The organism is Rheinheimera sp., from assembly GCF_030824435.1.
In the GTDB taxonomy this organism is placed as follows: domain Bacteria; phylum Pseudomonadota; class Gammaproteobacteria; order Enterobacterales; family Alteromonadaceae; genus Pararheinheimera.
The window spans coordinates 40,616-65,550 of record NZ_JAVBXS010000020.1; the positions used below are offsets into that span (position 1 = coordinate 40,616).

25 protein-coding genes are annotated in these 24,935 nt (G+C 48.9%); 7 read left to right on the forward strand and 18 right to left on the reverse strand.

Annotation, left to right across the window (positions count from 1 at the left end; translation table 11 throughout):
- Positions 1-35: 35 nt before the first annotated feature.
- From envZ to RCH83_RS04060, 4 genes are all read right to left on the reverse strand, one after another.
- Entirely contained in the window at positions 36-1,361 is a 1,326-nt protein-coding gene (gene envZ / locus RCH83_RS04045; protein WP_306519284.1) for a two-component system sensor histidine kinase EnvZ, read from the reverse strand.
- On the reverse strand, positions 1,362-2,087 hold the full coding sequence (gene ompR, locus RCH83_RS04050; protein ID WP_306519286.1) for a two-component system response regulator OmpR: 726 nt from the start codon (positions 2,085-2,087) through the stop codon (positions 1,362-1,364). It abuts the gene before it with no gap.
- 111 nt (positions 2,088-2,198) lie between these two features.
- Positions 2,199-2,411: a hypothetical protein gene (locus RCH83_RS04055; protein WP_306519288.1), complete on the reverse strand. Its 213-nt coding sequence runs from the start codon at positions 2,409-2,411 to the stop codon at positions 2,199-2,201.
- Positions 2,412-2,549: 138 nt separating this feature from the next.
- Entirely contained in the window at positions 2,550-2,840 is a 291-nt protein-coding gene (locus RCH83_RS04060; protein WP_306519290.1) for a VF_A0006 family four-cysteine protein, read from the reverse strand.
- Between the two features lie 153 nt (positions 2,841-2,993).
- Here RCH83_RS04060 and RCH83_RS04065 point away from each other — a divergent pair, with 153 nt between their 5' ends.
- Both RCH83_RS04065 and bktB read left to right on the forward strand, forming a co-directional pair.
- Positions 2,994-4,304 carry a mechanosensitive ion channel family protein gene (locus tag RCH83_RS04065; RefSeq protein WP_306519292.1) on the forward strand — a complete coding sequence of 437 codons (1,311 nt, stop codon included), beginning with the start codon at positions 2,994-2,996 and terminating at the stop codon, positions 4,302-4,304.
- Position 4,305: 1 nt separating this feature from the next.
- A complete protein-coding gene (gene bktB / locus RCH83_RS04070) occupies positions 4,306-5,496 on the forward strand; it encodes a beta-ketothiolase BktB (RefSeq protein ID WP_306519294.1) in 1,191 nt (396 codons plus the stop codon).
- Positions 5,497-5,596: 100 nt separating this feature from the next.
- Here the strand turns inward: bktB and greB are convergent, their stop codons facing one another.
- On the reverse strand, positions 5,597-6,190 hold the full coding sequence (greB, locus tag RCH83_RS04075; protein ID WP_373689738.1) for a transcription elongation factor GreB: 594 nt from the start codon (positions 6,188-6,190) through the stop codon (positions 5,597-5,599).
- A 165-nt stretch (positions 6,191-6,355) separates the two neighbouring features.
- Here greB and RCH83_RS04080 point away from each other — a divergent pair, with 165 nt between their 5' ends.
- A complete protein-coding gene (locus RCH83_RS04080; RefSeq protein WP_306519296.1) occupies positions 6,356-8,674 on the forward strand; it encodes a Tex family protein in 2,319 nt (772 codons plus the stop codon).
- Between the two features lie 197 nt (positions 8,675-8,871).
- On the opposite strand, the gene RCH83_RS04085 is transcribed toward RCH83_RS04080, so the two are convergent.
- From RCH83_RS04085 to bioH, 3 genes are all read right to left on the reverse strand, one after another.
- A complete protein-coding gene (locus RCH83_RS04085) occupies positions 8,872-9,885 on the reverse strand; it encodes a putative metalloprotease CJM1_0395 family protein (protein ID WP_306519298.1) in 1,014 nt (337 codons plus the stop codon).
- Between the two features lie 10 nt (positions 9,886-9,895).
- A complete protein-coding gene (locus RCH83_RS04090) occupies positions 9,896-10,204 on the reverse strand; it encodes an excinuclease ATPase subunit (protein ID WP_306519300.1) in 309 nt (102 codons plus the stop codon).
- 149 nt (positions 10,205-10,353) lie between these two features.
- Entirely contained in the window at positions 10,354-11,118 is a 765-nt protein-coding gene (gene bioH / locus RCH83_RS04095; RefSeq protein ID WP_306519302.1) for a pimeloyl-ACP methyl ester esterase BioH, read from the reverse strand.
- Between the two features lie 11 nt (positions 11,119-11,129).
- Here bioH and RCH83_RS04100 point away from each other — a divergent pair, with 11 nt between their 5' ends.
- Positions 11,130-11,918 carry a ComF family protein gene (locus RCH83_RS04100; RefSeq protein ID WP_306519304.1) on the forward strand — a complete coding sequence of 263 codons (789 nt, stop codon included), beginning with the start codon at positions 11,130-11,132 and terminating at the stop codon, positions 11,916-11,918.
- Here RCH83_RS04100 and RCH83_RS04105 read toward each other — a convergent pair.
- Positions 11,861-14,434 carry a M14 metallopeptidase family protein gene (locus RCH83_RS04105; RefSeq protein ID WP_306519306.1) on the reverse strand — a complete coding sequence of 858 codons (2,574 nt, stop codon included), beginning with the start codon at positions 14,432-14,434 and terminating at the stop codon, positions 11,861-11,863. The two genes, RCH83_RS04100 and RCH83_RS04105, sit on opposite strands and share 58 nt — an antisense overlap.
- 125 nt (positions 14,435-14,559) lie before the next feature.
- On the opposite strand from RCH83_RS04105, the gene nfuA reads away from it, so the two are divergent.
- Entirely contained in the window at positions 14,560-15,138 is a 579-nt protein-coding gene (gene nfuA / locus RCH83_RS04110; protein WP_306519308.1) for a Fe-S biogenesis protein NfuA, read from the forward strand.
- Between the two features lie 253 nt (positions 15,139-15,391).
- The gene (locus tag RCH83_RS04115; RefSeq protein WP_306519310.1) at positions 15,392-16,432 is read left to right on the forward strand and encodes a polysaccharide deacetylase family protein; all 1,041 of its coding nucleotides are present in this window, start codon (positions 15,392-15,394) and stop codon (positions 16,430-16,432) included.
- A gap of 30 nt (positions 16,433-16,462) precedes the next feature.
- Here RCH83_RS04115 and RCH83_RS04120 read toward each other — a convergent pair whose 3' ends face one another.
- From RCH83_RS04120 to RCH83_RS04140, 5 genes are read right to left on the reverse strand one after another with little or no spacing between them, the layout of a single operon-like run.
- Positions 16,463-17,101, reverse strand: a complete 639-nt coding sequence (locus RCH83_RS04120; RefSeq protein ID WP_306519312.1) for an SCO family protein — start codon at positions 17,099-17,101, stop codon at positions 16,463-16,465.
- Between the two features lie 44 nt (positions 17,102-17,145).
- Positions 17,146-18,048 carry a heme o synthase gene (gene cyoE / locus RCH83_RS04125; RefSeq protein ID WP_373689741.1) on the reverse strand — a complete coding sequence of 301 codons (903 nt, stop codon included), beginning with the start codon at positions 18,046-18,048 and terminating at the stop codon, positions 17,146-17,148.
- Positions 18,049-18,056: 8 nt separating this feature from the next.
- Positions 18,057-19,052 carry a heme A synthase gene (locus tag RCH83_RS04130; RefSeq protein ID WP_306519314.1) on the reverse strand — a complete coding sequence of 332 codons (996 nt, stop codon included), beginning with the start codon at positions 19,050-19,052 and terminating at the stop codon, positions 18,057-18,059.
- Complete coding sequence (locus tag RCH83_RS04135) at positions 19,049-19,558, reverse strand: hypothetical protein (protein WP_306519316.1); 510 nt, start codon at positions 19,556-19,558, stop codon at positions 19,049-19,051. The genes RCH83_RS04130 and RCH83_RS04135 overlap by 4 nt, the downstream gene beginning before the upstream one ends.
- Positions 19,559-20,275, reverse strand: coding sequence for an SURF1 family protein (locus RCH83_RS04140; protein ID WP_306519318.1), 717 nt, complete (start codon positions 20,273-20,275; stop codon positions 19,559-19,561).
- 26 nt (positions 20,276-20,301) lie between these two features.
- Here RCH83_RS04140 and RCH83_RS04145 point away from each other — a divergent pair, with 26 nt between their 5' ends.
- Entirely contained in the window at positions 20,302-20,511 is a 210-nt protein-coding gene (locus RCH83_RS04145; protein ID WP_306519320.1) for a DUF2909 domain-containing protein, read from the forward strand.
- A gap of 76 nt (positions 20,512-20,587) precedes the next feature.
- Here the strand turns inward: RCH83_RS04145 and RCH83_RS04150 are convergent, their stop codons facing one another.
- Genes RCH83_RS04150 through coxB form a run of 4 tightly spaced genes read right to left on the reverse strand, consistent with a single transcriptional unit; the run spans position 20,588 to position 24,798 of the window.
- Entirely contained in the window at positions 20,588-21,469 is an 882-nt protein-coding gene (locus RCH83_RS04150) for a cytochrome c oxidase subunit 3 (RefSeq protein WP_306519322.1), read from the reverse strand.
- Positions 21,462-22,040, reverse strand: a complete 579-nt coding sequence (locus RCH83_RS04155) for a cytochrome c oxidase assembly protein (RefSeq protein ID WP_306519324.1) — start codon at positions 22,038-22,040, stop codon at positions 21,462-21,464. Before RCH83_RS04155 ends, RCH83_RS04150 begins: the two co-directional genes overlap by 8 nt.
- Positions 22,041-22,050: 10 nt before the next feature.
- The gene (gene ctaD, locus RCH83_RS04160; protein WP_306519326.1) at positions 22,051-23,646 is read right to left on the reverse strand and encodes a cytochrome c oxidase subunit I; all 1,596 of its coding nucleotides are present in this window, start codon (positions 23,644-23,646) and stop codon (positions 22,051-22,053) included.
- Between the two features lie 3 nt (positions 23,647-23,649).
- Positions 23,650-24,798, reverse strand: coding sequence for a cytochrome c oxidase subunit II (gene coxB, locus RCH83_RS04165; protein WP_306519328.1), 1,149 nt, complete (start codon positions 24,796-24,798; stop codon positions 23,650-23,652).
- Between the last annotated feature and the right edge of the window lie 137 nt (positions 24,799-24,935).

Sequence of the window (24,935 nt, forward strand, 5' to 3'; positions counted from 1 at the left end):
TTGGCGGATTTTTTTATGTCTGTAATTCAGCAATATCAGTTTTTAGTGCTGCCGGCTTTGTTTTTCAGCGGCAAATACACAGTCGCCACTAAACCACCAAAAGCATGGTTATGTAAGGTGATTTCACCTCTGTGCATATCCACAATTTTTTTGATAATAGCCAAACCCAAACCAGACCCTGCGCTGCCCCGGGCGCTGTCGCCCTGAGTAAAAGGCTCAAACATCTGCGCCATTTGTGCTTCCGGAATGCCTGGGCCGTGGTCGCGCACCTGCACATAAACCCGCTGGCTCCCTTTTTCAAAACCGGTACGAACTTCAATGGCGCCGTCGGAATATTTAAAAGCGTTTTCAATCAGGTTGGTCAGCACCCTTTTAATGGCAATACGCCTAAGCGGTACCAGCGGTAAATTCACCGCCAGTTCGGTTTGAATATCCCGTTGCTGCAAACGTTCGGCACTGATTTGTTCACTGACCAGCAGATTTAAATCTTCTTCAGTGAGCGACTCTTCTTTGTGGTGGCGGATGTAATCAATAAACTGGTCGATAATGGCGTTCATATCGTCGATGTCATTGGCGATGCCATCCCTAATCCAACTGTCCGGTTCACTCATCATTTCACTGGCAAGCCGGATGCGGGTCAGCGGTGTGCGTAAATCGTGGGAAACCCCGGCCATTAATAAAGCCCGGTCTTTTTCCAGCTGTTTAATGCCTTTGGCCATGTGATTAAAAGCGCGGGTTACCGCAATAATTTCGCTGGAACCCACTTCAGGCAAAGGCTCTGGAATATCACCACGACCCACTCTGAGCGCCGCTTGTTGTAAACCCTGCAAAGGCCTGTTCAGCTGCCGCGCAAACCACCAGCCGCCGGCCACACTTAAAAAGCCAATCAACAGAATATAAATCTGCAGCGGTTTAAAGTCGGTTTCATTGAGGCCACTCAGCGGAATGCGTACCCAATAGTCCGGTGCCTGAGGCGGACGCACCCAAAAAGCAAAACTTAAACTTTGTTCAATGCGTACTTCGGCCGGGCCACCCAGTTCACGTGACATTTGATCCGAGATGTACTGGTAATAAGTGGCGTCGGCAAGGCCATGCAACATGGCCTCATGCTGCCGATAAACCTCAATGCCGGTGGCTTGCTGGAAACGTTCGGTAATTTCAGCCGACAAGGTTGGATTAGTGTGACCCACATCGATAAAAACCACTTTAATTTGCTTGGCAATTAAATGGTTAGTTTGTTGCAGGCTGGGTTGAATTACATAAACAGCCACCAGAAAATACGACACCAGCTGATTGATCAACAATAAAAAACCAATCAAAAATACCGTTTTACCAAAGGCACTGCGCGGCAACAGTCTCATTTAGCTGGCAACACCATCTGGCACAAACACATAACCCAAACCCCAGACCGTCTGGATATAACGTGGATTGGTCGGATCGTCTTCAATCATACGACGCAGTCTGGACACCTGCACATCAATACTCCGCTCCATCGCCGAATAATCACGACCACGCGCCATATTCATCAGCTTGTCGCGCGACAAAGGTTCGCGGGCATGACTGACCAGCACTTTAAGCACCGCAAATTCACCGCTGGTCAGCGGCATCAGCTCGTCACCACGGCGCATTTCACGAGTCGCCAGGTTAAAGCTAAAAGGTCCGAACTTGACCATGGTTTCTTCCTGAGTGGGTGCGCCAGGCAGTTCTTTTGATTTACGGCGCAGCACAGCGCGGATACGTGCCAGCAATTCACGTGGGTTAAAAGGTTTGGGCAGATAATCATCAGCGCCCATTTCAAGGCCAATAATGCGATCCACTTCGTCGCCTTTGGCGGTCAGCATAATGATAGGAATTTCGTTTTCCTGTTGGCGCAATTTACGGCAAATCGACAAACCGTCTTCGCCAGGCAACATTAAATCCAGCACCAATAAATGGAAATTTTCCCTTTCCATCAACCGGGTCATTTGTTCAAAATTGGCTGAAGTGCGGACGATATAACCTTGTTCCACCAGATAACGTTCCAATAAAGAACGTAATCTCATGTCATCATCAACCACCAGAATTTTGGTCGTTTCCTGAGTCTGCATAGTGAGTTACCTTGGATGCGGTTTTTTCTCACTATAAACGAAAAACCCGCAAGGTCGAAAACACATTGCGGGTTTTGGTGTTACAAATCGTTTCTGATAAGGCCGGAGCCGTCAGGGTTTTGGCAGATCGGCACTGCTGACTTTTTTCAGCGGTGGATTCACCCACACCACATGCGCTACCTGGCGATGCTGACGTTGTGAATTTTCCGCTTTGTTTACCTGTTCCTGGTCAACGACATAAGCATAATTTTGATCAAGCGTGCTGCAACCGGTAAGCAAAAGTGCCAAAGTCGCCACGCCAACTAACAGTGTATTTTTCTTCATCTTGCTACCCTCTGGCTTGGTCTGTGTTCTGACTATAGCCAACTGCCCGGCAAATCAGCTAGCAGATTTTTGTTACACGTAGATGACAACAAATAAAATCTGACAAAATTTTATTAAGCACATGATTTAAAATAAATTTTATTTTCTGAAATTATGTTGATTGGCACAGGCATGCACTACATCCGGCACCACTTCTGCCAGCTCCACCGCGGGTAAATGCTGCAACACACATTGATGAAAGGCTTTTTTGTCGGGCATCACCACCAATTCACGGTGCAGCTGATGACAGGATTTTTTTACCCAGTGCCACACTTCGGGCAGCTGGGCTTTAGCTGCATGTTGTAACAGACATTGTTGATATACCTCTTCCCGGTCTGCTGCCTTGGCCGCTATCGGCAGCAATAACATCATAAACAGCAGTTTTTTCATCACAGGCTCCATTTGAGTTTGTGTGTTGAATCTAGCTGTTATTGCTGAAAATCGGCTGAACAAGCTGCCCACAGCGGTATTTTAACAGCAGATTTAAGCTGGTATTTTTGCTAAGGTAACGACAGTTTTCTGCTTTTTGAATGACACCTGATAATGAACTTCTTCGACAAACTTTGGCAAAACACTCAGGGCTTTTTGTCCCAACCTAATTTTCTGCTGCAACTTGGCATTATCGCAGTGCTGACCGCCTGCGGCTGGTGGCTGAATCATTTGCTACAACAACGGCTGATTGACGATGGCCGCAGTCATTTGCGCCATGTCGCCATCCGCAGTTCACAACGGATTTTTTTCCCGTTTTTTATGGCGTTTTTTTTGTGGCTGGCCGCTGAAGTGATGCTGAATTTTGACTTTAAGGCCGCAGTTTTACAGTTGCTGCAACCTTTTGCGTTGGCACTTGGTGCTATCAGGCTACTGGTGTATATGCTGCGTAAAGCTTTTTTGTCGAGCCCTTTGCTAAAAACGCTGGAACCTCTTATTTCCACTCTGATCTGGCTGGTGCTGGTGTTGCATTTAGTCGGCTGGTTGCCCGCCACCCGCGCTTTAATCGATCAGATAGCCCTGACCATAGGTTCTACCCGCATTTCTTTATTGATGGTGCTGGAACTGATCATGTTGGTTACAGCCGCCTTTACCATTTCGTTGTGGTTGGCGGAAATTATTAATCAGAGGGTAAAAAAGTCGCGCAACATCAGCCCCAGCATGCAGGTGGGTTTAGTCAAATTCAGTAAGTTTTTTCTGGTGACAGTGGCCTTTTTAGTGGCGCTAAACGCCGCCGGCATCAGTATGAGTTCGCTGGCCGTGTTTGGTGGTGCTTTGGGTGTTGGTCTGGGGTTGGGTTTACAGCGTATAGCGTCGAATTTTATCAGTGGTTTTATTCTGGTACTGGACCGCAGCGTAAAGCCGGGAGATCTTATTACAGTGGGGGAAAATTTTGGCCGGGTGGAACAACTGAATGCCCGTTATGTGGTACTCAGGAACCGTCAGGGTGTGGATTCGCTTATTCCAAATGAACATTTGATTATTAACGAAGTGACTAACTGGAGTTACGCCGACCCCAATGTGCGGCTGGATATCGACGTACAAGTGAGTTACAACGACGATCCGGAACAAGCCATGGCGTTCATGCTGGAATGTGCTTTTGCTTCGCCCCGTGTACTGAAAGATCCTGAACCCACCATCCGCCTGCTGAACTTTGCTGACAACGGTATTCATTTGCAGCTCAGAGTCTGGATAGCCGATTTAGAAAATGGCCGCGGCGCCGTCAAATCCGATATTAACAGAGCCATCTGGCATCAATTTAAAAAACATGGCATCAGCTTCCCTTATCCACAACGGGATTTACATCTGAAAACCGGCTGGCCGCTGCCCGTCACTCCATCAGCACCACAGCAGCCGGAGTCTTAAAATGACGGCCATAAAAGATATTCTGATCCTTGGTTGCGCCCGCACCGCCATTGGCAGTTTTGGCGGCAGCCTGTCCGGTTTGAGCCCGGCCGAACTTGGCACTTTTGCTGCCAAAGCCGCTATCGATAAAGCAGGAGTGGACGCTACCGCTATCGACCACGCTGTGTTTGGCCATATTATTACCACTGCACCACAGGATGCTTATCTGGCACGCCATATAGCGTTAAATGCCGGTTTAGCCCAAAGTTCAGCCGCGATGAACGTGAACCGGCTTTGTGGCTCGGCCGTGCAGTCGGTGATTTCAGCAGCTCAGATGTTAATGCTGGGCGACAGTCAGCTGGCACTGGCCGGTGGCGCCGAGTCGATGAGCCGTGGTGCTTATCTGCTGCCTGGCATTCGTACTGGTTTACGCATGGGCGCTGCGCCCCTGACCGATTTAACTTTAGGCATTCTGACTGACCCTTTTGGCAGTGGTCATATGGGTTTAACGGCAGAACATATTGCAGCTCAGTATCAAATCAGCCGGCAAGAACTGGATGAATTTGCGCTGCAAAGCCAACAGCGTGCCACTGCGGCAATTAATGCCGGTTATTTTGCCAGTCAAATCGAACCTGTGACTGTCACAAGCGGTAAATCCAGTTTTGTATTTGATCAGGACGAACATCCGCGCTCTGATACCTGCCTTTTGAGTCTGGCGGCGCTCAAACCGGCTTTTGCTAAAGAAGGTGTGGTGACAGCAGGCAACAGCTCTGGTCTGAACGATGGAGCTGCCGCTTTGGTACTCAGTACCCGTCAGTTTGCCGACAGTCATGGCCTGAAAGCCAGAGCCAGGCTCAGAGGTTATAAATTTGCCGGTGTAGCACCGGAGCTGATGGGGCTTGGCCCTATACCAGCAGTACAACAACTGCTGCAAAAAACCGGTTTGTCGGTGGCAGATTTAGACGTCATTGAATCGAACGAAGCTTTTGCCGCCCAGGCGATAGCGGTCAGTCGTACTTTGGGTTTTGATAACAGCAAAGTGAACCCCAATGGCGGTGCTATTGCATTGGGGCATCCGGTGGGTGCCACAGGTTCTATTTTAATTATCAAGGCATTACATGAACTGGAGCGTATCAACGGCCAGTTTGCGCTGGTAACTATGTGTATTGGCGGTGGTCAGGGCATTGCCTTGTTGCTGGAGCGGCTAAATTAAGCTGCATTTGCTTTTTGTAATCTGTCTGGCAAACAACAGCAGCTCAGCTGATAGGCCTGGGCTGCTGTTTGTCTGATGTATGTCTGGTGTTCACAAAACACTATTCGGGCGCTGCCTCTTCTTCATCATCAAGCTCTGATGCTTCCAGTTCGTCCAGCGAACGACCGGCCCAATCCGGTAACACTTCACTACCCGCTTTGGGGTAAAAAATATGGCTTACAGTCCACTCTTTGGCACCAGCCGGTGTTTGCACCACAAAAGCATCATCCACCTGTTTTTTTAACAAAGCACGGGCCATTGGCGCGTCAATCGAGATGTAATCTTTGCGGCCATAAATTTCATCAGGCCCGACAATCCGAAATTTCAGGCTGGCACCTGTGTCATCTTCAATTTCAACCCAGGCGCCAAAAAACACTTTGCCTTCTTGTTCAGGCGCAAAATCGACTATTTTTAAATCATCCAGACGCTTACGTAAATACCTGATTCGACTATCTATTTGCCGAAGCAGCCTTTTGTTAAAGGTATAATCTGCGTTCTCTGAGCGGTCGCCCAAACTGGCTGCCCAGCTGACAATACGGGTCACTTCAGGCCGTTTTTTTAACCAAAGATGATCATGCTCCGCTTTTAATGCGTTGTAACCCTCGCGGGTGACCAGCTTGGTTTTTACCTGATGAATCACTTGTGCTCTTGCCACTTGCTGCTCTTATCTGTTGTTAACCGGAAAAATTGTCAGCTCTGCCTCAGTGCAGGCAACAACATTGGATTTTTTGTCGCTGAAGATAGACAATACCCGCCATCTGCGTTGTTATCCAGCCGACTGGCATTAATTGCCGCTGCAGGCTTTGAGGAATATAAGAATATGTCATTGATTGTCAAACAAATCGCTCTGGAAATTTCCGCACGTGCTGAACAGGTTGCCGCTGCTATTGCCTTGTTAGATGAAGGCGCAACTGTGCCTTTTATTGCCCGTTACCGTAAAGAAGTGACAGGCGGGCTGGATGATACCCAATTACGTTTGCTGGATCAGCGGTTAACTTATTTGCGTGAGCTGGAAGAGCGTCGTCTGGTGATTTTAAAAACCATTCAGGAACAAGGCAAACTAACACCAGAGCTGGAAAAAGACATTCTGGCCGCCGACAACAAAACCCGTTTAGAAGATTTGTACCTGCCTTATAAAGCCAAACGCCGCACCAAAGGGCAAATTGCGATTGAAGCAGGTTTGTTGCCTCTGGCTGATGCCTTGTTAGCCGACCCAAATCTGGCACCTGAATCTGCAGCGCAAGCTTATATCAACAGCGAAGCCGGTTTTGCCGACATTAAAGCTGTGCTGGATGGCGCTAAATATATTCTGATGGAACGTTTTGCTGAAGATGCTGATTTGCTTGCCAAATTACGCCGTCATTTAGCACAACATGCAGTGCTGAAAAGCAGCATGGTGCCTGGTAAAGAAACTGAAGGCGCAAAATTCCGCGATTATTTTTCTCACAATGAAGCCTGGAAAAACGTACCTTCCCACCGCGCTCTGGCGATGTTCCGCGGCCGCAACGAAGGTGTGCTGAACCTGCAATTGCAACCCGACGCTGATGAAGAAAACGCGCACGCTAATTGCGAACAAATGATTGCCAGCCATTTTAACCTGCGCCAGCAAAACCGGGCCGGTGACGCTTTTATGCGTACCGTGGTGCAGTGGACCTGGAAGGTGAAGTTACATCTGCAACTGGAAAATGACTTGCTGGGTGAATTACGCGAAAAAGCCGAAGTTGAAGCTATCGCCGTTTTTGCCCGTAATATGAAAGACCTATTAATGGCAGCCCCTGCTGGTATGCGTGCAACTCTGGGCCTGGACCCTGGTCTTCGTACCGGCGTAAAAGTGATAGTAGTGGATGAAACCGGCAAGCTGGTGGCCAACAGCACTGTATTCCCGCATGCACCACAAAACTTGTGGGACAAGTCGGTGAAAACCCTGGCCGCTTATTGCAAACAATTTAAAGTTGAACTGATTGCCATTGGCAACGGCACAGCTTCACGCGAAACCGACAAGCTGGCCGGCGACGTGATAAAAATGCTGCCGGAAATGCGCCTGACTAAAGTGATGGTGTCGGAAGCCGGTGCTTCTGTGTATTCCGCTTCTGAGCTGGCTGCGCTGGAATTCCCTGATTTAGACGTGTCGTTACGTGGCGCCGTTTCAATTGGCCGCCGTTTACAGGACCCATTGGCTGAGCTGGTAAAAATTGAACCTAAAGCTATTGGTGTTGGCCAATATCAGCACGATGTGAACCAGAGCCTGCTGACTAAATCACTGGATGCTGTGGTGGAAGACTGTGTAAACGCCGTTGGGGTAGATTTAAATACCGCCTCGGTGCCGCTGCTGGCAAGGGTTGCAGGGCTCAATAAAACACTGGCACAAAATATTGTGTTGTACCGCGACAGCAATGGCCGTTTTATGCAGCGTAAAGATTTATTAAAAGTGCCGCGTCTTGGTCCTAAAGCCTATGAACAGGCCGCTGGTTTTTTACGCATCAGCAATGGTGTGAACCCGCTGGATGCTTCCTCTGTGCATCCGGAAGCTTATCCTCTGGTGGAAAAAATTGTCAGCAAACACCAAAAATCAGTGCCTGAAATTATTGGCAACAGCAGTTTCTTAAAAAGCATTAACCCAGCCGAATTTGCCGATGAACATTTTGGTATTCCAACCATCAGCGATATTTTAAAAGAACTGGATAAACCTGGCCGCGACCCGCGCCCTGAGTTTAAAACCGCCAACTTTAAAGATGGGGTGGAAAAACTGTCAGATTTAACACCGGGCATGTTACTGGAAGGTGTGATTACCAACGTCACTAACTTTGGTGCTTTTGTGGATATCGGTGTACATCAGGACGGTTTGGTGCATATTTCCTCTTTAACCGACAAATTTGTCAGCGACCCACATCAGGTGGTTAAAGCCGGTGACATTGTGAAGGTAAAAGTGCTGGAAGTAGAAGCTGACCGTAAACGTATTGCTTTGACTATGCGGATGGATGAACAACCACAAGCCCGTGGTATGGCCAAAGACAACAGCAAAGCTAATGGCTCTGGCGGTTCTCACAAAGCAGCACCAAAAGCTGCCAAAACTGTGGATAACGGCAATGCCGCTATGGGCAACGCTTTTGCCGCTGCCCTTGCCAAGCTGAAAAAATAATAATGGTTTTGGGTTGATTCAGATGCTGCTAAGACTGTGATTAAATTTCACATTTTTAGACTAACCAGCGTCTACATCAGGTAAAAAAACTACCTGCTCTGGCAGAGGTTTTAAACCGACAATAAAAACGCCGTCTTGCTGACGGCGTTTTTATTTTTGGAATTGTCCTTTGGCGGCTGAACAGTCAAAGGTGATTATCAGATGCTTTGTAACAAAGGTCTTTCGGCAGGCATAGTGGCGCGGGCATAAAAACCGGCAATCACATCACTACGCAACTGCATCACAGGGTCTCTGGTAAAAGAGCGGGTTTCCGGTGCTGTGTAGCGGCTGAATTTTTCCTCTTTGTCTTGTTCTGCTGCTGCGTCGCCTTGTTGCTGCTTGCTGGTTGTATTGAAGTTATCGTCAGACACTAAACCAGCAGTTGCCTCTTCGTCTTTGAAATCTACCCGGCCAGTCATTTCGGCAAAAGCCGCTGTAGCATCATAATCACCGTCAGAAGCCGGCGGGTCGTTTAGCGGCAACAGCTCCTGGGCAAGTTCAATCTGGGCTTCAACAATCCGCCTGCTGGCTTCAGCGGCAATTTGCTGATCGGCACCTGAAGGGTCAGCTGGCGCCAGAGCCGCAGCTTTCACTTGCTGCATTTTAATAATGGTCGCTTGTGGGTCGCCAGGCACTTCGGCTAAATCGATATTAACTTCGCCGCCTACAGCATATTTTTGACCATCGGGGCCTGTCTGATAACTGTAACTTGGGCTGCCGGCCAATTGACCGCCGACAGAAGCATGGGCTTGTTCGTGTGCTTTAACTTCAGCGTCACGCTTTTTCAGTTCGGCAATTTCACGTTGTTCGGCGGCTTGTTGACGTTTTTCCTCAGCTGAGCCGTCTTGTGAATTACCCTGGCTATTGTTTTGGTTATTACCACCGCCTTCACCATTTTGTTCACGACCTGAACTTTCTTCACCCCGGCCTTCAATAGCTTGTTTGAGCTCAGTGCCACGGTTTTTAATTTCATCGCTGTAGGTGTGACCATTTGTTGTGTTGTGATTACGGCTTTTATCTTCAGAAATAACACCTTTTTCGGCGGCACCACGTTCGGCCTGAGTCACAGGCTCGATGATGTCGCGTTTTAAGTTCTCCCGGCGCGCCAAATCTACGGCAGGATTGCCGGGATAAGGATTAATGTTGGTAAAAGCCGGAGGGGTGATAATCATCTTGTATTACTCAGACCCGGATGTCGATAACAGAACCAAGCACTTCATCAGCCGTCTGAATAGAACGTACATTGGCTTCTGCATTAATTTGTTCTGTATTCAGTTGCACCAGACTTTGGGTCAGGCTTGGCACTTGCGATTCAGAACTTAAAGTGACACGGTCTGCACTGGCCTGTTGCACAGCAACATCTTCACGGGCATTTAACAGCCGTTGTTGGTTGGTGGTTTCACGGTTGATATTCACTGTGGCTTCGGTTATGCCATAAGACGCACTCTGCAGACCTTGTGTGCCTGAAGCAAAAGCAGATTGTATGTCCATGGTAGATCTCCGGCATTTAGCGAATTTGATTAAATTCTAATCAAGTTAAGCTTGATACTCAAGCTTAAGCCGGAAAAAGCGGCAAATATTTGCCGCCAGCGCGGATGCCTGTGTTGCTCAATGCTGACAACTGCTGTTGAAACTTTGTTTTATGCTGCTTTTTCGGCCCAGTGTTGCAACCATTGCACAAACTCGGTTTGATGCGAAATAAAAGGTGCATGCGACGCTTTTGGCAATACCGTTATGTCTGCTGCCGGGCACAACTGCCGGAATAACTCCAGCATAGATACAGGCACCAGCGAATCAAGCCGCCCAAAACAACCAGCCAGCGGCATACGCAGTTCTGCCAGCTCAGCTCTTAAATCATGATGAGCCAGCAACTGCAGACCACCGGCCAACGCTTCAGCCTGTGGTAATGGCAGGCTTAATACGGCCTGTTTTAATGTTTTGATATCCTGTCGTGCTGTTTCGCTGCCAAGCGCCTGGATCGCCAAAAAACGCTCGACTGTCAGCGCCAGATCTTTGGACAAGGATGTGGCAAATTGACTTAATACCCGCTCTTCCATGCCTGGCCAGCCAGCCTTGGCCAAAAAGCATGGGGAGCTGGCCACCAGTGCCAGGGCTTTTACTTTGTCAGGGAAATCAAGCGCCAGCCGGGTAGCAATAAGCCCGCCCAAAGACCAGCCAAGCACCAGGCTTTGCGACGGAATTTGTGGTGCCAACTGAGCTGCTACAGCACTCAGGGTATAAGGGCTGGGGCACTGTTGATTCAGACCAAAACCCGGCAGATCAGGCGTCAGCACCTGATAATTCTGCTGGAAAAAAGGAATGATCTGCTGCCAGACGGCATGATTTAAACCCCAGCCGTGCAGCAGCACCAGGGTGGGTTTGCCTCTTTGTGGCTGAACTGCCATAGTGATACCAAATGTTTATTTTTTGTGAATTTATGCCGAATTTTGTGCCTTTATTGCATCAGTGTCTGCATTTTCTGCTGCCCAACAGCTGCCTTTGGTGTCAGCTGCCGGTACAACAAGCGCAGGCACAGATCTGCCAGTATTGTAACCCGGCGTTGCCTCGCTTGTCGCCTGCAGTGCCTTTGGACAACGCTTTGTTGTTACCGCAAGTGTCCCGCGGCCTCAAACCACGCTATTTTGATGCTTTATACAGCCTGAGCTGGTATCAGAACCCCTGGTCACACTGGATTGTTGCCTGGAAGTTTAACCAGGATCTGGCTTGTGGCGCTTTGCTCTGCCAGCAACTGGCGGCAGCGGCTGCAGGTTATCTGCCGCCGCCCGATGCCGCTGTTTGTTATGTGCCCATCAGCAAAACAAGGTTAAAAGAGCGTGGATTTAATCAGGCTGAACAACTGGCACACGCTTTGGCTGCTGCATTACAACTGCCGTTATTAGCGCTTTTTGCCAGCAAAAAAGGCATTAAACATCAGGTGGGTTTAAGCCGCGCGCAGCGTAATGCCAATCTGCGCCGCCAGTTTAGTTTGCTGCCAAACAACAGGCTACCACAACATCTGCTACTGGTGGATGATGTGATCACCACTGGCGCCACTGTCAATCAGCTGACTTTGTTGTTAAAAAAACAGGGAGTCCAGACCGTGGATGTCTGGACTCTGGCTGTGACTTCCGCCAAAAGACAACGTCGTTATTCAGCTGCGCCGTCATCGTCGCCGGATGCCGAATCAAAAGCTTTAGCAAAATAAAGCGCATTAACCAGAATACGGCTGGAGCCGGTAAAATAACCACGGAACACCGGATTATCCACCATAGAGATCACCCGGCCTTTACCCAGAGTCTGAGCCAGCAAGGCCGGACTTTCACTGATTTGCCCCGCAAGTTCCGGCGCAACAAAACCCGCCAGCTGTTTGCCACTGCGGTAAGTGCCTACAGTGACAAATTCTTTGCCGGCCGCTTTTAACAACATCAAATCATTTTTAAACACCGGCAATTCAGCTCTGGGTAAACCAAAACTCAGCGGATGGCTTAAATCGAGTTCCAGCTGAAAAATGGCTCCGGCAATCCGTTGTTGCCCGGCCAGTTTTTCTTTGTCGTTGTAACGAAGCTCATCAAGTTTCACCAGTTGTTTCAGTTCATCTTTATTGGCAACTGTAGTGGCAAGCCAACCCTGTTTGGCAACAAACTCCAAAGCCGATTTTTGCGCCCATAACACCCCACCGGCTTTGATCCAACTTTCCAGTTTGGCAATGTCGGTTTCTTTCCAGCTTTGATATTTGCCATCAGGCAATAAAATATGGCTATAGCGGCTTAAATCTATCTGGCCAAGCCTTGTTGGTTCCACCAGACTTGGCGATACCCCTGCCAGCCGCTCCAGATTAAACCACAGCTCCCCTGCTTCACTGGAGTTAATGCCAGGCCCTGCCATCACTAACACTTTAGGTAACTGCAGTGGCACCATCTGATTACTGCCCAAATCCTGCCCCATAGGCGTCAGGCCTGATCCAATAGTCTCCAACTGCAAGCCCTGCTGTTGCTGTGCCTGTTGCAACAGGCTGAACCAGTCACCTTGTTGCAAACCGGCCGGTACCAGCACTGTTCCTGCCGCAAACTGCTGAACACCAGTTGCGGTTTGCGCGCTGAAGGCTTTGGTGGCAGCTCTGAGCTGTAAACCTTTTGCCAATAACTGCTGTACCAGTACAGGAGCACGTTGATCCTGCCAGCGGATTGCATAAGCGTAAGCTCCGGCCGTGACAGGTGCAGCGGCAGCTTCTGTGCGCTGCCAAGCTGTTTTGCTTAATGCTGAAGGCACTTTACGACTGCTGGCAAAGCTGATGTTATAGGCATAAGGCAAAGTCCAGGCCGACACATCATAAAAGGTATTGTCCCGGAAATTAGTTTCGGTACTGAATGCCGCTTTTAACAACCTGTATTGGCTTTGTTTTAATGGCACAAAATAACTCTGGCCTGCCGGAAATTGTTGTTCGCCCTGACTGACATCTTCGGTTAAGGCATAAGCTTTAATTTGGTGTTGCGCCAACAGCGCCAATAAATCCTGCAACCTGCTCTGGTCGGCGCTTTCAGTCAGCAAATACCCCTGCACGGCGTCGTCCGCCGCCAAAGCTTGGCTATCACGGAAAAACTGCTGCTGCCATTGTTGTAACTCTGCTTTGTGGGCAACAGCACCTCTTAACGTTGATAAAGACGTCAAAAATTGATTTTCAATGGTCGTGGCAAAACTTAAAGGACCGTTAATGCTGTCCTGTAAATGGCCGCGGCTACTGGCTTGTTCAAACAAAATGCCGACTGAACCATGTACATCCGGGTAAGTAGAACCTTTACCGATATAAAAGTCGTCAAAACTCTCTTCGGTGTAATACAACTTGCCTTTATCATCAAAGGCTTTGGCGTGGTACTGCGCCAGCAAAGCTGTCAGTTTATAGTTTTCATCCGGAGTTGCCGGGTTGTTGCGGCTTGGAATACCAGGCTGGAAAAAATAACTGCTGTTGGTACCCATTTCATGGAAATCTCCCAGCACCTGTGGCAACCAATGGTGGAACTGGGCAATTCGGGCCCGGCTTTCCGGGTGCTGCAGCGGCAGCCAGTCACGGTTTAAGTCAAACCAATAATGATTGGGCCTGCCGTTGGGCCAGGGTTCGACATGCTCACGGTGTTGTGGATCGGCCACCGCATTTAAACCCTGATGCATATTAGCCCAGTTGGCAAAACGGTCATGACCGTCCGGATTTAAACTGGGCTGGATCAAAATAACAGCCTGCGCCAGCCATTGTTTTACTTCGGCGCTGTCACTGCTCAGCAGGTAATGCGCCAGCTGCATAGCGGCATTGGCGCCACTTGGCTCATTACCGTGAATGCTGTAACCAAGCCAGATCACCAGGGGTAGCTTTGGATCTGCTTTCTGTTCACCTTTGGCCACGGCCAGATGTTGACGTCTGATGTCTTCCAGCTTTGCCATATTGGCTTCAGAGCTCACCACCAGCTGTAACAACGGCCTTTGTTCATGGGTGCGGCCAATTTCCTGCAACTGCGCCCGTTGTGGCTGGCTTGCCGCCAGTTCACGGAAATAACGTTCAATTTGGTCATGGCGGGCATGCCACTGACCGGGCGCAAAACCCAAAACCTGCGCCGGTGCCGGTGCCGGCACCATGTTGTCTGCATGAGACGGGTTATTTGCAGCAAAGCCGGTTGCTACGCTACCACCGGTTAAAGTTAAGGCTGCAGCCAATAAGGTGAATTTATTCATCACAACTCCTGTTACTTAAGCTCCACCTTAACAATAAAGATTGGGATTGCTCAAGCGGGGTTGGCAGGGCTGCGGCCAAGGAGTATCATAGCCATTAACCTAGTAATTTAGTCAGGTACTAAGCAATGATTCATATTTCAGAAGCTGCGCAAGCGCACTTTGTTAAGTTGTTGGAAAAGCAGGCAGCCGGCACCAATATCCGGGTGTTTGTTGTCAATCCTGGCACGGCGCAGGCGGAATGTGGTGTGTCTTATTGCCCTGTTGATGCAGTGGAAGAATCCGATTTAAAAGTCGCTTTTAGCGGTTTTTCTGCGGTGATTGATGCTGACAGCAAACCTTTTTTAGTGGACGCTGAAATTGATTTTGTCACCGATCAGATGGGTTCACAGCTGACGTTAAAAGCGCCGAACGCCAAAGTACGCAAGGTCAATGACAACGCGCCGCTCAAAGAAAGAGTGCAATACGTCATCGACGCTGAGATTAACCCGCAGTTGGCCAACCATGGCGGCAGGGTATCTGTTGTTGAATTGACCGAAGAAGGTGTGGCAGTGCTGCAATTTGGCGGTGGCTGTAACGGTTGTTCTCAGGTGGATTTAACCTTAAAAGAAGGTATCGAAAAAGAGCTGCTGAACCGTTTTAGCGGTGAGCTGGCAGGCGTTAGGGATGTCACAGACCACCAGCGTGGCGAACATTCTTATTATTAAGCGCCGCCCATGAGCGTGCGGTTAAAACTACCAACGGCTGCCCAGTGCGGCCGTTGTTTTATCTGGGGAATGGCCAGTTTTTGGCTGCTTTTCCTGATATTTCTGCTGTTACCGGCTGAACCACTCTGGTTATTGCAAACTGTGATTCTGTTGTGGTTATGCAGTTTTATCATTACTTTTGTGTGTTATTTACTGCTGATGCTGCGTCGTATGGGCATTTTGCCCGCGGACTAATAGTTTTAAGGATCTGTTGATGCGTTTTTTGTCTGCCTTGAGTTTTATACTCACCACAGTGCTCACCATCACAGCACTTACCAGCACAACAGCGCAGGCCGCTATTATTCTGCAATACCATCATGTGGCCAGCAACACACCAAAAACCACCAGCGTGACACCCGCTGAATTCCGCCAGCAGATGCAGCTGCTGAAAGAGCAAAAAATGAAAGTGGTGAGCCTGGAGCGCTTTATCAACCAGCTTAAAGCCGGTGAACCTTTGGCCGACAATGAAGTGGCCATTACCTTTGACGATGGTTTTGAAAATGTCTTCAGCAACGCCCGCCCTATTTTGCGGGAGTTTGGTTACCCCTATACCATGTTTTTAGGCCCGGCTTTAATAGACCGCAAAGAAGGTCCGGTGCTGAGCTGGCAGCAAATCCAGACCATGCATCACGAAGGGGTAATTATTGCCAACCACAGCTCTTATCACCACAGACTGGCAGTGCCCAATAAAGGCGAAAGCAAAACCCAATGGCGCCAAAGGGTAAAAACCGACATTCTTCTTGCAGAACAACAACTTGAAGAAAAACTTGGCGTACGCCGCCAATGGCTGGCTTACCCTTATGGCGATTTTAGCGCCGAGCTGGAAGCTTTAGTGACGGAGCTGGGTTTTATTGGTATTGGCCAGCAGTCTGGCGCTGTGGGCCCTGGTGTTTCTCTGACCCGTATTCCACGTTACCCCTCATCCAGTCAGTTTGCTGCGCTTAAACACTTCGGGCCTAAGTTAAAAACACTGGCTTTGCCGGTGACAGATTACAGCGGCGCCGATCCGGTCAGCAAAACCAACCCACCAAGCCTGAAGTTATCAGTGGATGCCAAAGACTTTAAAACGGCGCAGCTGAGCTGTTTTTTTAATGGTGAAGCGATACCGCTGAAGTGGCTGAACGACAGCACTTTTGTGGCCAAAGCCAACTCGCCACTGAAACTCAACCACAACAGATACAACTGCACTGCACCGAGTTTAACTAAAAAAGGTTATTTTTACTGGTTCTCCCAGCCCTGGGTCTTTATTCAGTAAAACTTTGTTTTTACTAAATAATGCTCTGCATTATTTCAGTTTTGCCAGCACCAGCGGGAAGTCAGCCAATAACATGGCCTTGCTGACCAGCGGCACCTTACCTGCTGCTAATTCAGGTTTAAACACAGCCACCAACTGTGCATCGGGGTTAATCAGCACTATAGAAGCGCTGTGATCCACCAGATAATCCGGCTCAGTGGTGCTGCTGATGGCGTACATCAGGCTTAAATCCCGTACAAAAGGAAACAGCTGATCATGGCCTGCAGTGACCCCTGTAATAGCAGGTTGCTGGAAATAGCCGACATAACTATTCAGCTGACTGATTGTGTCGCGTTGTGGATCGGCGGAAATAAACCAGATTGCCAGTTTGTGTTGCGCCGGTAACATCTGCTGTAACTGGGCATAAGCGCCGGACAAAGTGGCCATGGTCATCGGGCAAATATCAGGGCAATAAGTGTAACCGACAAAAGCCAGAGTCCACTGACCGCGTAAATCCTGGCGACCCAACGTTTTTCCCGAATGGCTGCTTAACTTAAACTCTTGTAAATCCCGGGCTTTTGGATACACCAAAGCCGAAGCCGGCTCTGCGCTTAGTTGCAAATGCCGGTAACTGAACACACCGGCCAACATCACCAGCAACAACAATAAAGCCACAACAATTTTTTGCATCTTCACCACAATTTCCCTGTCTCTGCACTACCGATGAAAAACGGTTAAAAAGCTGTCCATTTTAAATAATGGTCAACCATCAGCAGCAAGAATAACAACATCAGGTGCACAATGGAAAACCTGAATGTTTTGATGGCAGTATCTGCTTTGGCATGAAATTTCAGCTGCCAGGCCCAAGCCATAAACCATAGGTTTAATACCACAGTGCCGGCGAGATAAATCACCCCTGTCATGCCCATCAGATAAGGCAATAAACACACCAGGAATAAAATCAGCGTATAAAGGAAAATAGCGGTTTTGGTAAATTCAATGCCATGGGTCACAGGCAACATCGGCATATTTACTTTGGCATAATCGTCGCGTCTGTGAATAGCCAGCGCCCAAAAATGTGGCGGCGTCCAGGCAAAAATAATCATCACCAATAATAAAGGTTCTGCTGCTATTTCACCTGTCATGCTGGTCCAGCCAAGCAGCGGTGGCATAGCACCCGCCAGCCCGCCAATCACAATATTCTGTGGTGTTGCCCTTTTTAAATACAGGGTGTACACCACGGCATAACCAAATAGGCTGGCCAGCGTCAGCCATGCCGTCAGCGGGTTCACCATACTGTACAACAACACAAAACCACTAAACGCCAACACTCCGGAAAAAATCACCGCTTTTTCAGCGCTGATACGGCCACGCGCCACTGGCCTGTGGTGAGTGCGTGCCATTTGGGCGTCAATACGCTGATCCAGCACATGGTTCAGCGCCGCTGCTGCCGACGACAATAAACCTATACCCAAAGTGCCACACAACAACAAATCAACTGATGGCAAACCCGGTTGCGCCAGCAACATGCCCACCCAGGCCGTTAACAGCAGCAGCGCCACTACTTTGGGTTTGGTCAGCTGATAATAATCACGCCACACCAACTGCCAGCCACCCACTCTTTGCATCGTTTTTATCTGGGTCATCATGACCTCCTTTGTTGTTGTAACCGCACACAAATCAGCGTCAGCACCATCAGCAGATTGGCGGCCACAAAGTTATGCGCCACCGCATTGCCAAGTGGCAACAACCACCAGATATTGGCCAGCCCTAAACTAAATTGCAGCAGCAATAAAGCGCCAAGCAGCAACGGCATTCTGGCCATGCCAATGTGCTGGCGTTGTTGCCATAACCGCAGCGCAAACCAGCCAACAGCCAGCAGCGTCAGCACAGCGCCAATACGGTGGCTGATATGAATGGTTTGCCGCGCTTCTGCACTCATCACACCAAACTCGTAGTTGTCATGCCCCAGATGTAAATCAAAAGCTTCAGAGAAATTCAGTTGTTGTTGCCAGCCTGCGTGGCAGACAGGCAATTCCACACAAGCCATGGCGGCATAATTGGCTGAAGTCCAGCCGCCCAGCGCAATTTGCCCCACTAAAATCAGCAATACCAACCATCCAGCACGCACCAGTGTTGCAGGCGCCTGATATTCCGCCAGCACTGGCCTTAACTGTTTTGACAGCTGCCAGCGATACAACATCAACAGCGCCAACAAACTAAAACCGCCCAGTAAATGCCCCATCACCACCAGCGGGAATAAATTCAGCGTCACTGTCCACATGCCAAGGGCGGCCTGAAACACCACCAAGGCCAGTAAGGCTGTGGGTAATAGCGTAATTTTTTGTTGCAAGCGCCAGCTCAGGAAAAAAATGGTGGCAATGAACAAACCCAGGGTGCCGGCAAAATAACGATGCACCATTTCATTCCAGGCTTTATGCGCTTCCACCGGCCGCTCCGGAAATCTGGCTTCGGCCAAGGCCACATGGGTTTCGTGTTGCGGCACTTTCAGAAAACCATAACAACCTGGCCAGTCGGGGCAACCCAAGCCAGCATCGGTTAAACGGGTATAAGCACCAAGAATAATCACCAGCATGGCCAGAACTATGGCGGCACTCACCAGCATTCTTAATATTTTCATACCGGCCCCCGGTCAAATTTCATCAACTTTTGCAAATCCGCCATCACAGCTTTGCCTGTTAACGGCAGCTGTTGTAAATCCTGTGGCAAGGCATATTGCAACAAGGCCAACCCCTGATGTTCCACCAACACCAGCTGACCGGCAGCTAAAGTTTTGTTGTCACTTTGCTGAAACTGCAATGGCGACGGCAGATCAGCTGGCGCTTCTGAGCCAATCACCCACAAGGTCAACTGTTGTTGTTTACGGCCAAGCGCAGTATGAATTTGTGTCATCAGTCTGAGCGCCTGCTGACAGTCGTTTAAACAAGGCGTTGGCGCCAGATAGACCAAACGCCAGTGCGGCTCAGATGCCGGTACCGCCGGCAATAATTGCACTTCTTCCGCGAGCCACTGCCCTTTACTGTTAACACCCGCCGAAAACCAACCTTGAGTTAACAACAGTTGTGCCAGCGCAACAGGCAGCAGACAACAAAGCGCAAACAACCAGATAAACTTCTTTTTTGGCATTCAGGCATCCTTCTGATAACTGGCGGCCATTGCCACAATGACAACAGCAATAGCCAATAACAACCACTGCACTGCATAAGCCCGGTGTTTTTCCGGTGGCAGTACCACGGCTTTGTAATGATGAATAAAAGGGGTTTGTTGTTGATAAAACACACCACTGAACAGCGGATGACCAAGCTGAGCTTCCAGTGTCTGTGGCTCAATCGTTTGCAAACGCATAGGCCAGTGGCCGTTATCTTCCAGATTTTGTCCAAGCCGCAAGCTGGCCACTTTGGTGCGTAGCACACCATCCAGCACAAATTCAGAGGGCACGCTAATTTGTGGCAGCTGGCTGCGCTCTGCCGGAGCGGCAACCCAGCCGAGGTTTACCAGCAACACCGGCGTGTTGTGACTGAGCTGTACCGGTACTAACACGTCGTAACCGGCCTTGCCTTGCCAGATTTGGTTATCTATCAGCCAGACAAAAGGCGCTAACCAGTGTGCAACACCTTGCAGCGGTGCACCGTCGATTTCAGTGGAAGATTTTTGATAAGCATCAGACCAGGATAAAGGCCCTTGTTGTTGCCAGCTGGAAATTTGCTGCAGTTGTAATTCTTTTTCGGCTGATCTTTGCCATTGCCACCAGGCCAGCTTGATTAACAGCAGAAAAGCGGCCAGAGTAATCAGCACTAACCACCAACGCAGTATAAAGATCTGATTAAACAAGCGGATCTGCATCTGCATCTCCGTCAAACTGAGGTTGTATGCTGGTCAAACTGATACTCATAGCTTTACTGCTCTTTATCGTTTTTAACCTGTTCCGCGCTTTATGGCTGATGCTGAAAAATGATCCGGATAAAGTCAGCATGTCAAAATATCTTGGCCGGCGCGTGTTATTTTCCGCCATTGTGATGGCGCTGCTTATTCTGGCGCTGGCGATGGGCTGGATAAGCCCACATCAACGCCCTTATTAACTTTCCTATCTTTCCTGGGGTTCCCAAACTTCCTCAAACGAGAGAGCTGGCCACATAACGCGGCCAGCTTTTTTGCTTATAAAACGTATACAAACACAAATAAACATAACCAGACCACATCGACAAAATGCCAGTACCAGGCAGCCGCCTGAAAGGCAAAATGGTTATGGGCGGTGAAATGATTTTTCAGCAAAATACGCAGCAAAATGACTGAAAGGAAAATAGCACCTAAGGTCACATGCAAGCCGTGAAAACCGGTCAGCAGGAAAAAGGTATTACCATAAATGCCTGAATCGAGTTTTAAACCCAGGTCACGGTAAGCGTGGATATATTCATAAGCCTGACAAGCAAGAAATGCCGCGCCAAGCAATACAGTTAGTGTCAGCATTAACTTCAGCTGCACCCGCTTGCCTTGCTCAAGCCCAACATGGGCAAAGTGCAAAGTTACCGAAGAGGTCAGCAGGATCAGGGTGTTATATAACGGCAAACCTTGCCATGGCATAGCAGTGGTTTCAGTGCCACCCGGTGTTTTGGTCATAGGCCAGTGCGCGCTGAAATCCGGCCACAACAACTGTGCTGTCATCGCATTATTACTGGCACCATCCAGCCATGGCATGGCTATCATCCGGGCGTAAAACAAAGCGCCAAAAAAAGCGCCAAAAAACATCACTTCAGAAAAAATGAACCAGCTCATACCCTGCCGGAACGACCTGTCCATTTGTTTGCTGTACAAACCATGCATGGATTCATCAATGACATTGCGAAACCAGCCAACCAGCATAAACAACAACACGACCACACCGGCCAGCAGCAGATAACCACCATAACCTTCTTTGTTTTTGGTTACTTCATTCACAAAGTTGCCGGCACCAAAAGCAATCATAAAAAGCGCCACTGCGCCGACTATGGGCCATGGGCTTTGTTCAGGTACATAATATTTTTCGTAAGCGTTACTCATCATTGCCCCCTGTAGGGATCAGAGCTGCCACTGTTTCAGCAGGTGCATGTTTTGTCATGTCATACAGCGTGTAAGACAAAGTAATGGTGCTGAATTGCTCCGGCAGAGCGGGATCCACATAAAATTGTAATGGCATCAGTAGTTTCTGACCTGCAGTCAGAACCTGTTGGTTAAAGCAAAAACATTCCATCTTATTAAAGTACAAAGCGGCCTGACCAGGTGACACCGAAGGCACCGCCTGCCCTGTCATAGTGTTTGCTGTTGGGTTTTGCGCTTCGTAATACACCAGTTTGATTTCGCCGGGATGTACCACGATTTTTTGCGTTTGTGGCGCAAAAAGCCACGGCATATCGGCATTGGGCCTGGCCAGAAATTCAATAGTGACAGTCCTTTTGCCGTCTACCACTGCATTGTCAGCAGTGGCCGCCATAGTGCTGGTTTTGCCGTTGATGCCGGTTAAATCACAAAACACGTCATACAGCGGCACCAGCGCAAAACCAAAACCAAACATCAGCGCAGTTGCCAACAACAGACGTTTAATCAAAGGTTGATGATCAGGTTGCCGCTGCATCAGACTGCTCCTATTTCACTTCCGGTGGTGTGGTAAAACTGTGATAAGGCGGTGGTGACGATAAAGTCCACTCCAAACCTTCAGCGCCTTCCCACACCTGATTTGTGGCTTTTTCGCCACCTTTAATACATTTCACTAATACCCAGACAAACAACAGCTGGGACAGGCCAAAGGCAAAACCACCAATGCTGATAAAAGCATTAAAATCAGCAAATTGCAGTGCGTAGTCAGGGATCCGTCTTGGCATACCTGCCAAACCGACAAAATGCATCGGGAAAAACAACATATTGACGGAAATCAGCGAACACCAGAAATGCCATTGCCCCAGGGTTTCGTCGTACATATGGCCTGTCCATTTTGGCAACCAATAATAAGCAGCAGCCAGAATGGAAAAGATGGCACCTGTTACCAGCACATAATGGAAATGCGCCACCACAAAATAAGTGTCGTGGTACTGGAAGTCCGCCGGAGTAATAGCCAGCATCAAACCGGAAAAACCACCTATGGTAAACAGCACAATAAAGGCCAGCGCAAACATCATCGGTGTTTCAAAGGTCATGGCGCCTTTCCACATAGTGGCCACCCAGTTAAACACTTTGACCCCTGTTGGCACTGCAATCAGCATGGTGCAATACATAAAAAACAGTTCAGCGAATACCGGCATGCCGGTGGTGAACATATGGTGCGCCCAGACTAAAAACGACAACAAAGCAATACTTGAAGTGGCATACACCATAGAGGCGTAACCAAACAGCGGCTTACGGGCAAAAGTAGGCACTATGCTGGAGACAATACCAAAGGCAGGCAGAATCATGATGTACACTTCGGGATGACCAAAAAACCAGAAAATATGCTGGAATAACACAGGGTCACCGCCACCGGCGGCATCAAAAAAGCTGGTGCCAAAATATTTGTCGGTCAGCACCATAGTGACAGTGCCAGCCAGCACCGGCATCACTGCTATCAGCAAATAAGCGGTAATTAACCAGGTCCAGACAAACAACGGCATTTTCATCCAGGTCATGCCTGGAGCACGCAGGTTAAAAATGGTCACAATGACGTTAATTGCGCCCATAATCGACGAAATACCCATGATATGCACTGAAAACACAAACAAAGCCGTGCTATCACCACTGTATTTTGTTGATAAAGGTGCGTAAAAAGTCCAGCCAAAACCAGGCCCGCCGCCTTCCATAAACAAAGATGCCAGCAAAATGGCAAAAGCAAATGGCAAAATCCAGAAGCTCCAGTTGTTCATCCGTGGCAACGCCATATCAGGCGCACCAATCATCATCGGAATCAACCAGTTAGCCAAACCAGTAAAAGCTGGCATCACAGCGCCAAACACCATAATCAGGCCATGTACTGTGGTCATCTGGTTAAAAAAATCAGCCTGCACCAGCTGCAAACCCGGCTGAAATAACTCAGCACGGATCACCATTGCCATAGCGCCGCCGATAAAAAACATCGTCAGCGCAAACAGCAAATACAAGGTACCTATATCTTTGTGGTTAGTGGTATATAACCAGCGTTTTAAACCTGAAGGCGCATGATGATGGTGTTCACCATGATGCGCAGTGTCGTGATCATGAGTCACTGTGCTCATCTGCTACTCCTTTTTACCGGTTTTGGCTGCGTGGATATCAGCGGCCTGAATCAGATCGCCGGTATTGTTATCCCATGCGTTACGCTCGTAGGTGATGACTGCCGCAATTTCCTGCATCGTCAGTTGTTTACCAAAAGCCTGCATGGCAGTGCCAGCTTTGCCATTCAGTACGATGTCGATATGCGCGGCTTTACCTTCGGCAGTAGTTGCCATTTTGCTGCCTTTAAGCGCAGGGAAAGCGCCGGGTAAACCGCCGCCACCAGCCTGATGACAAGCGGCGCAATAACCAAGGTAGGTTTTTTCACCCAGTGCCATGGCTTCAGCCATGCTCATATTCATCGCCAGCAACTCTTGTTCAGCAGCTTTGGCTTTGGCCTGAATGTCGGCTTGCTCTTTGATCCATGCGTCAAATTCCGCTGGCTCTTTAGCAACCACCACAACTGGCATAAAACCATGGTCTTTGCCACAAAGCTCAGCACACTGGCCGCGATAAATGCCAGGTTCGTTTACTTTGGCCCAGGACTCATTGATAAAACCAGGGTTGGCGTCTTTTTTCACAGCAAAAGCCGGTACCCACCAGGAGTGGATCACGTCATCAGAAGTGGTCAGGAAACGCACTTTTTTGCCGGTAGGAATCACCAGCGGACGATCAACTTCCAACAGGTAGTTTTCGCCTTTGGCTATTTTGTTGTTGATTTGTTTTTGTGGTGTCGCCAGCAGTGAATAATATTCCACCGGGTAATCGAGATATTTGTAATGCCATTTCCACTGCGAACCTGTGACCAGCACAGTCACTTCGGCGTCTGTGGTATCTTCCATCGCAATCAGGGTTTTAGTGGCTGGAATAGCCATAATGATTAAGATGAACACGGGAATAGCAGTCCAGAGAATTTCAACTCTGGTGCTTTCATGGAACTGTGCTGGCTGTACTCCTTTTGCCTTGCGATGATGGAAAATGGCCCAGAACATAGCACCAAATACCACCAGGCCAATTGCACAGCAGATGTAAAATATCGTCATATGCAGGTCATAAACCTGGTGACTGATATCTGTCACACCCTGAGTCATATTCAGGGGCATTTCTGCGGCAGAAGCCATTTCGACAAACAGCAAGGATAGCAGCGAGCAGCGATAACGACTCGTTTTCGCCACGTAACGTCTCCTCTGTCATTTTGCATAATTAGCAAATTGCCAGAACCAGACACTACTACCCACTCACCGTATCTTGTTCTGCAATTTATTGTTTTTTATTATTTATTCCCAAAAGTACCCAATTTAACCAATTCTGC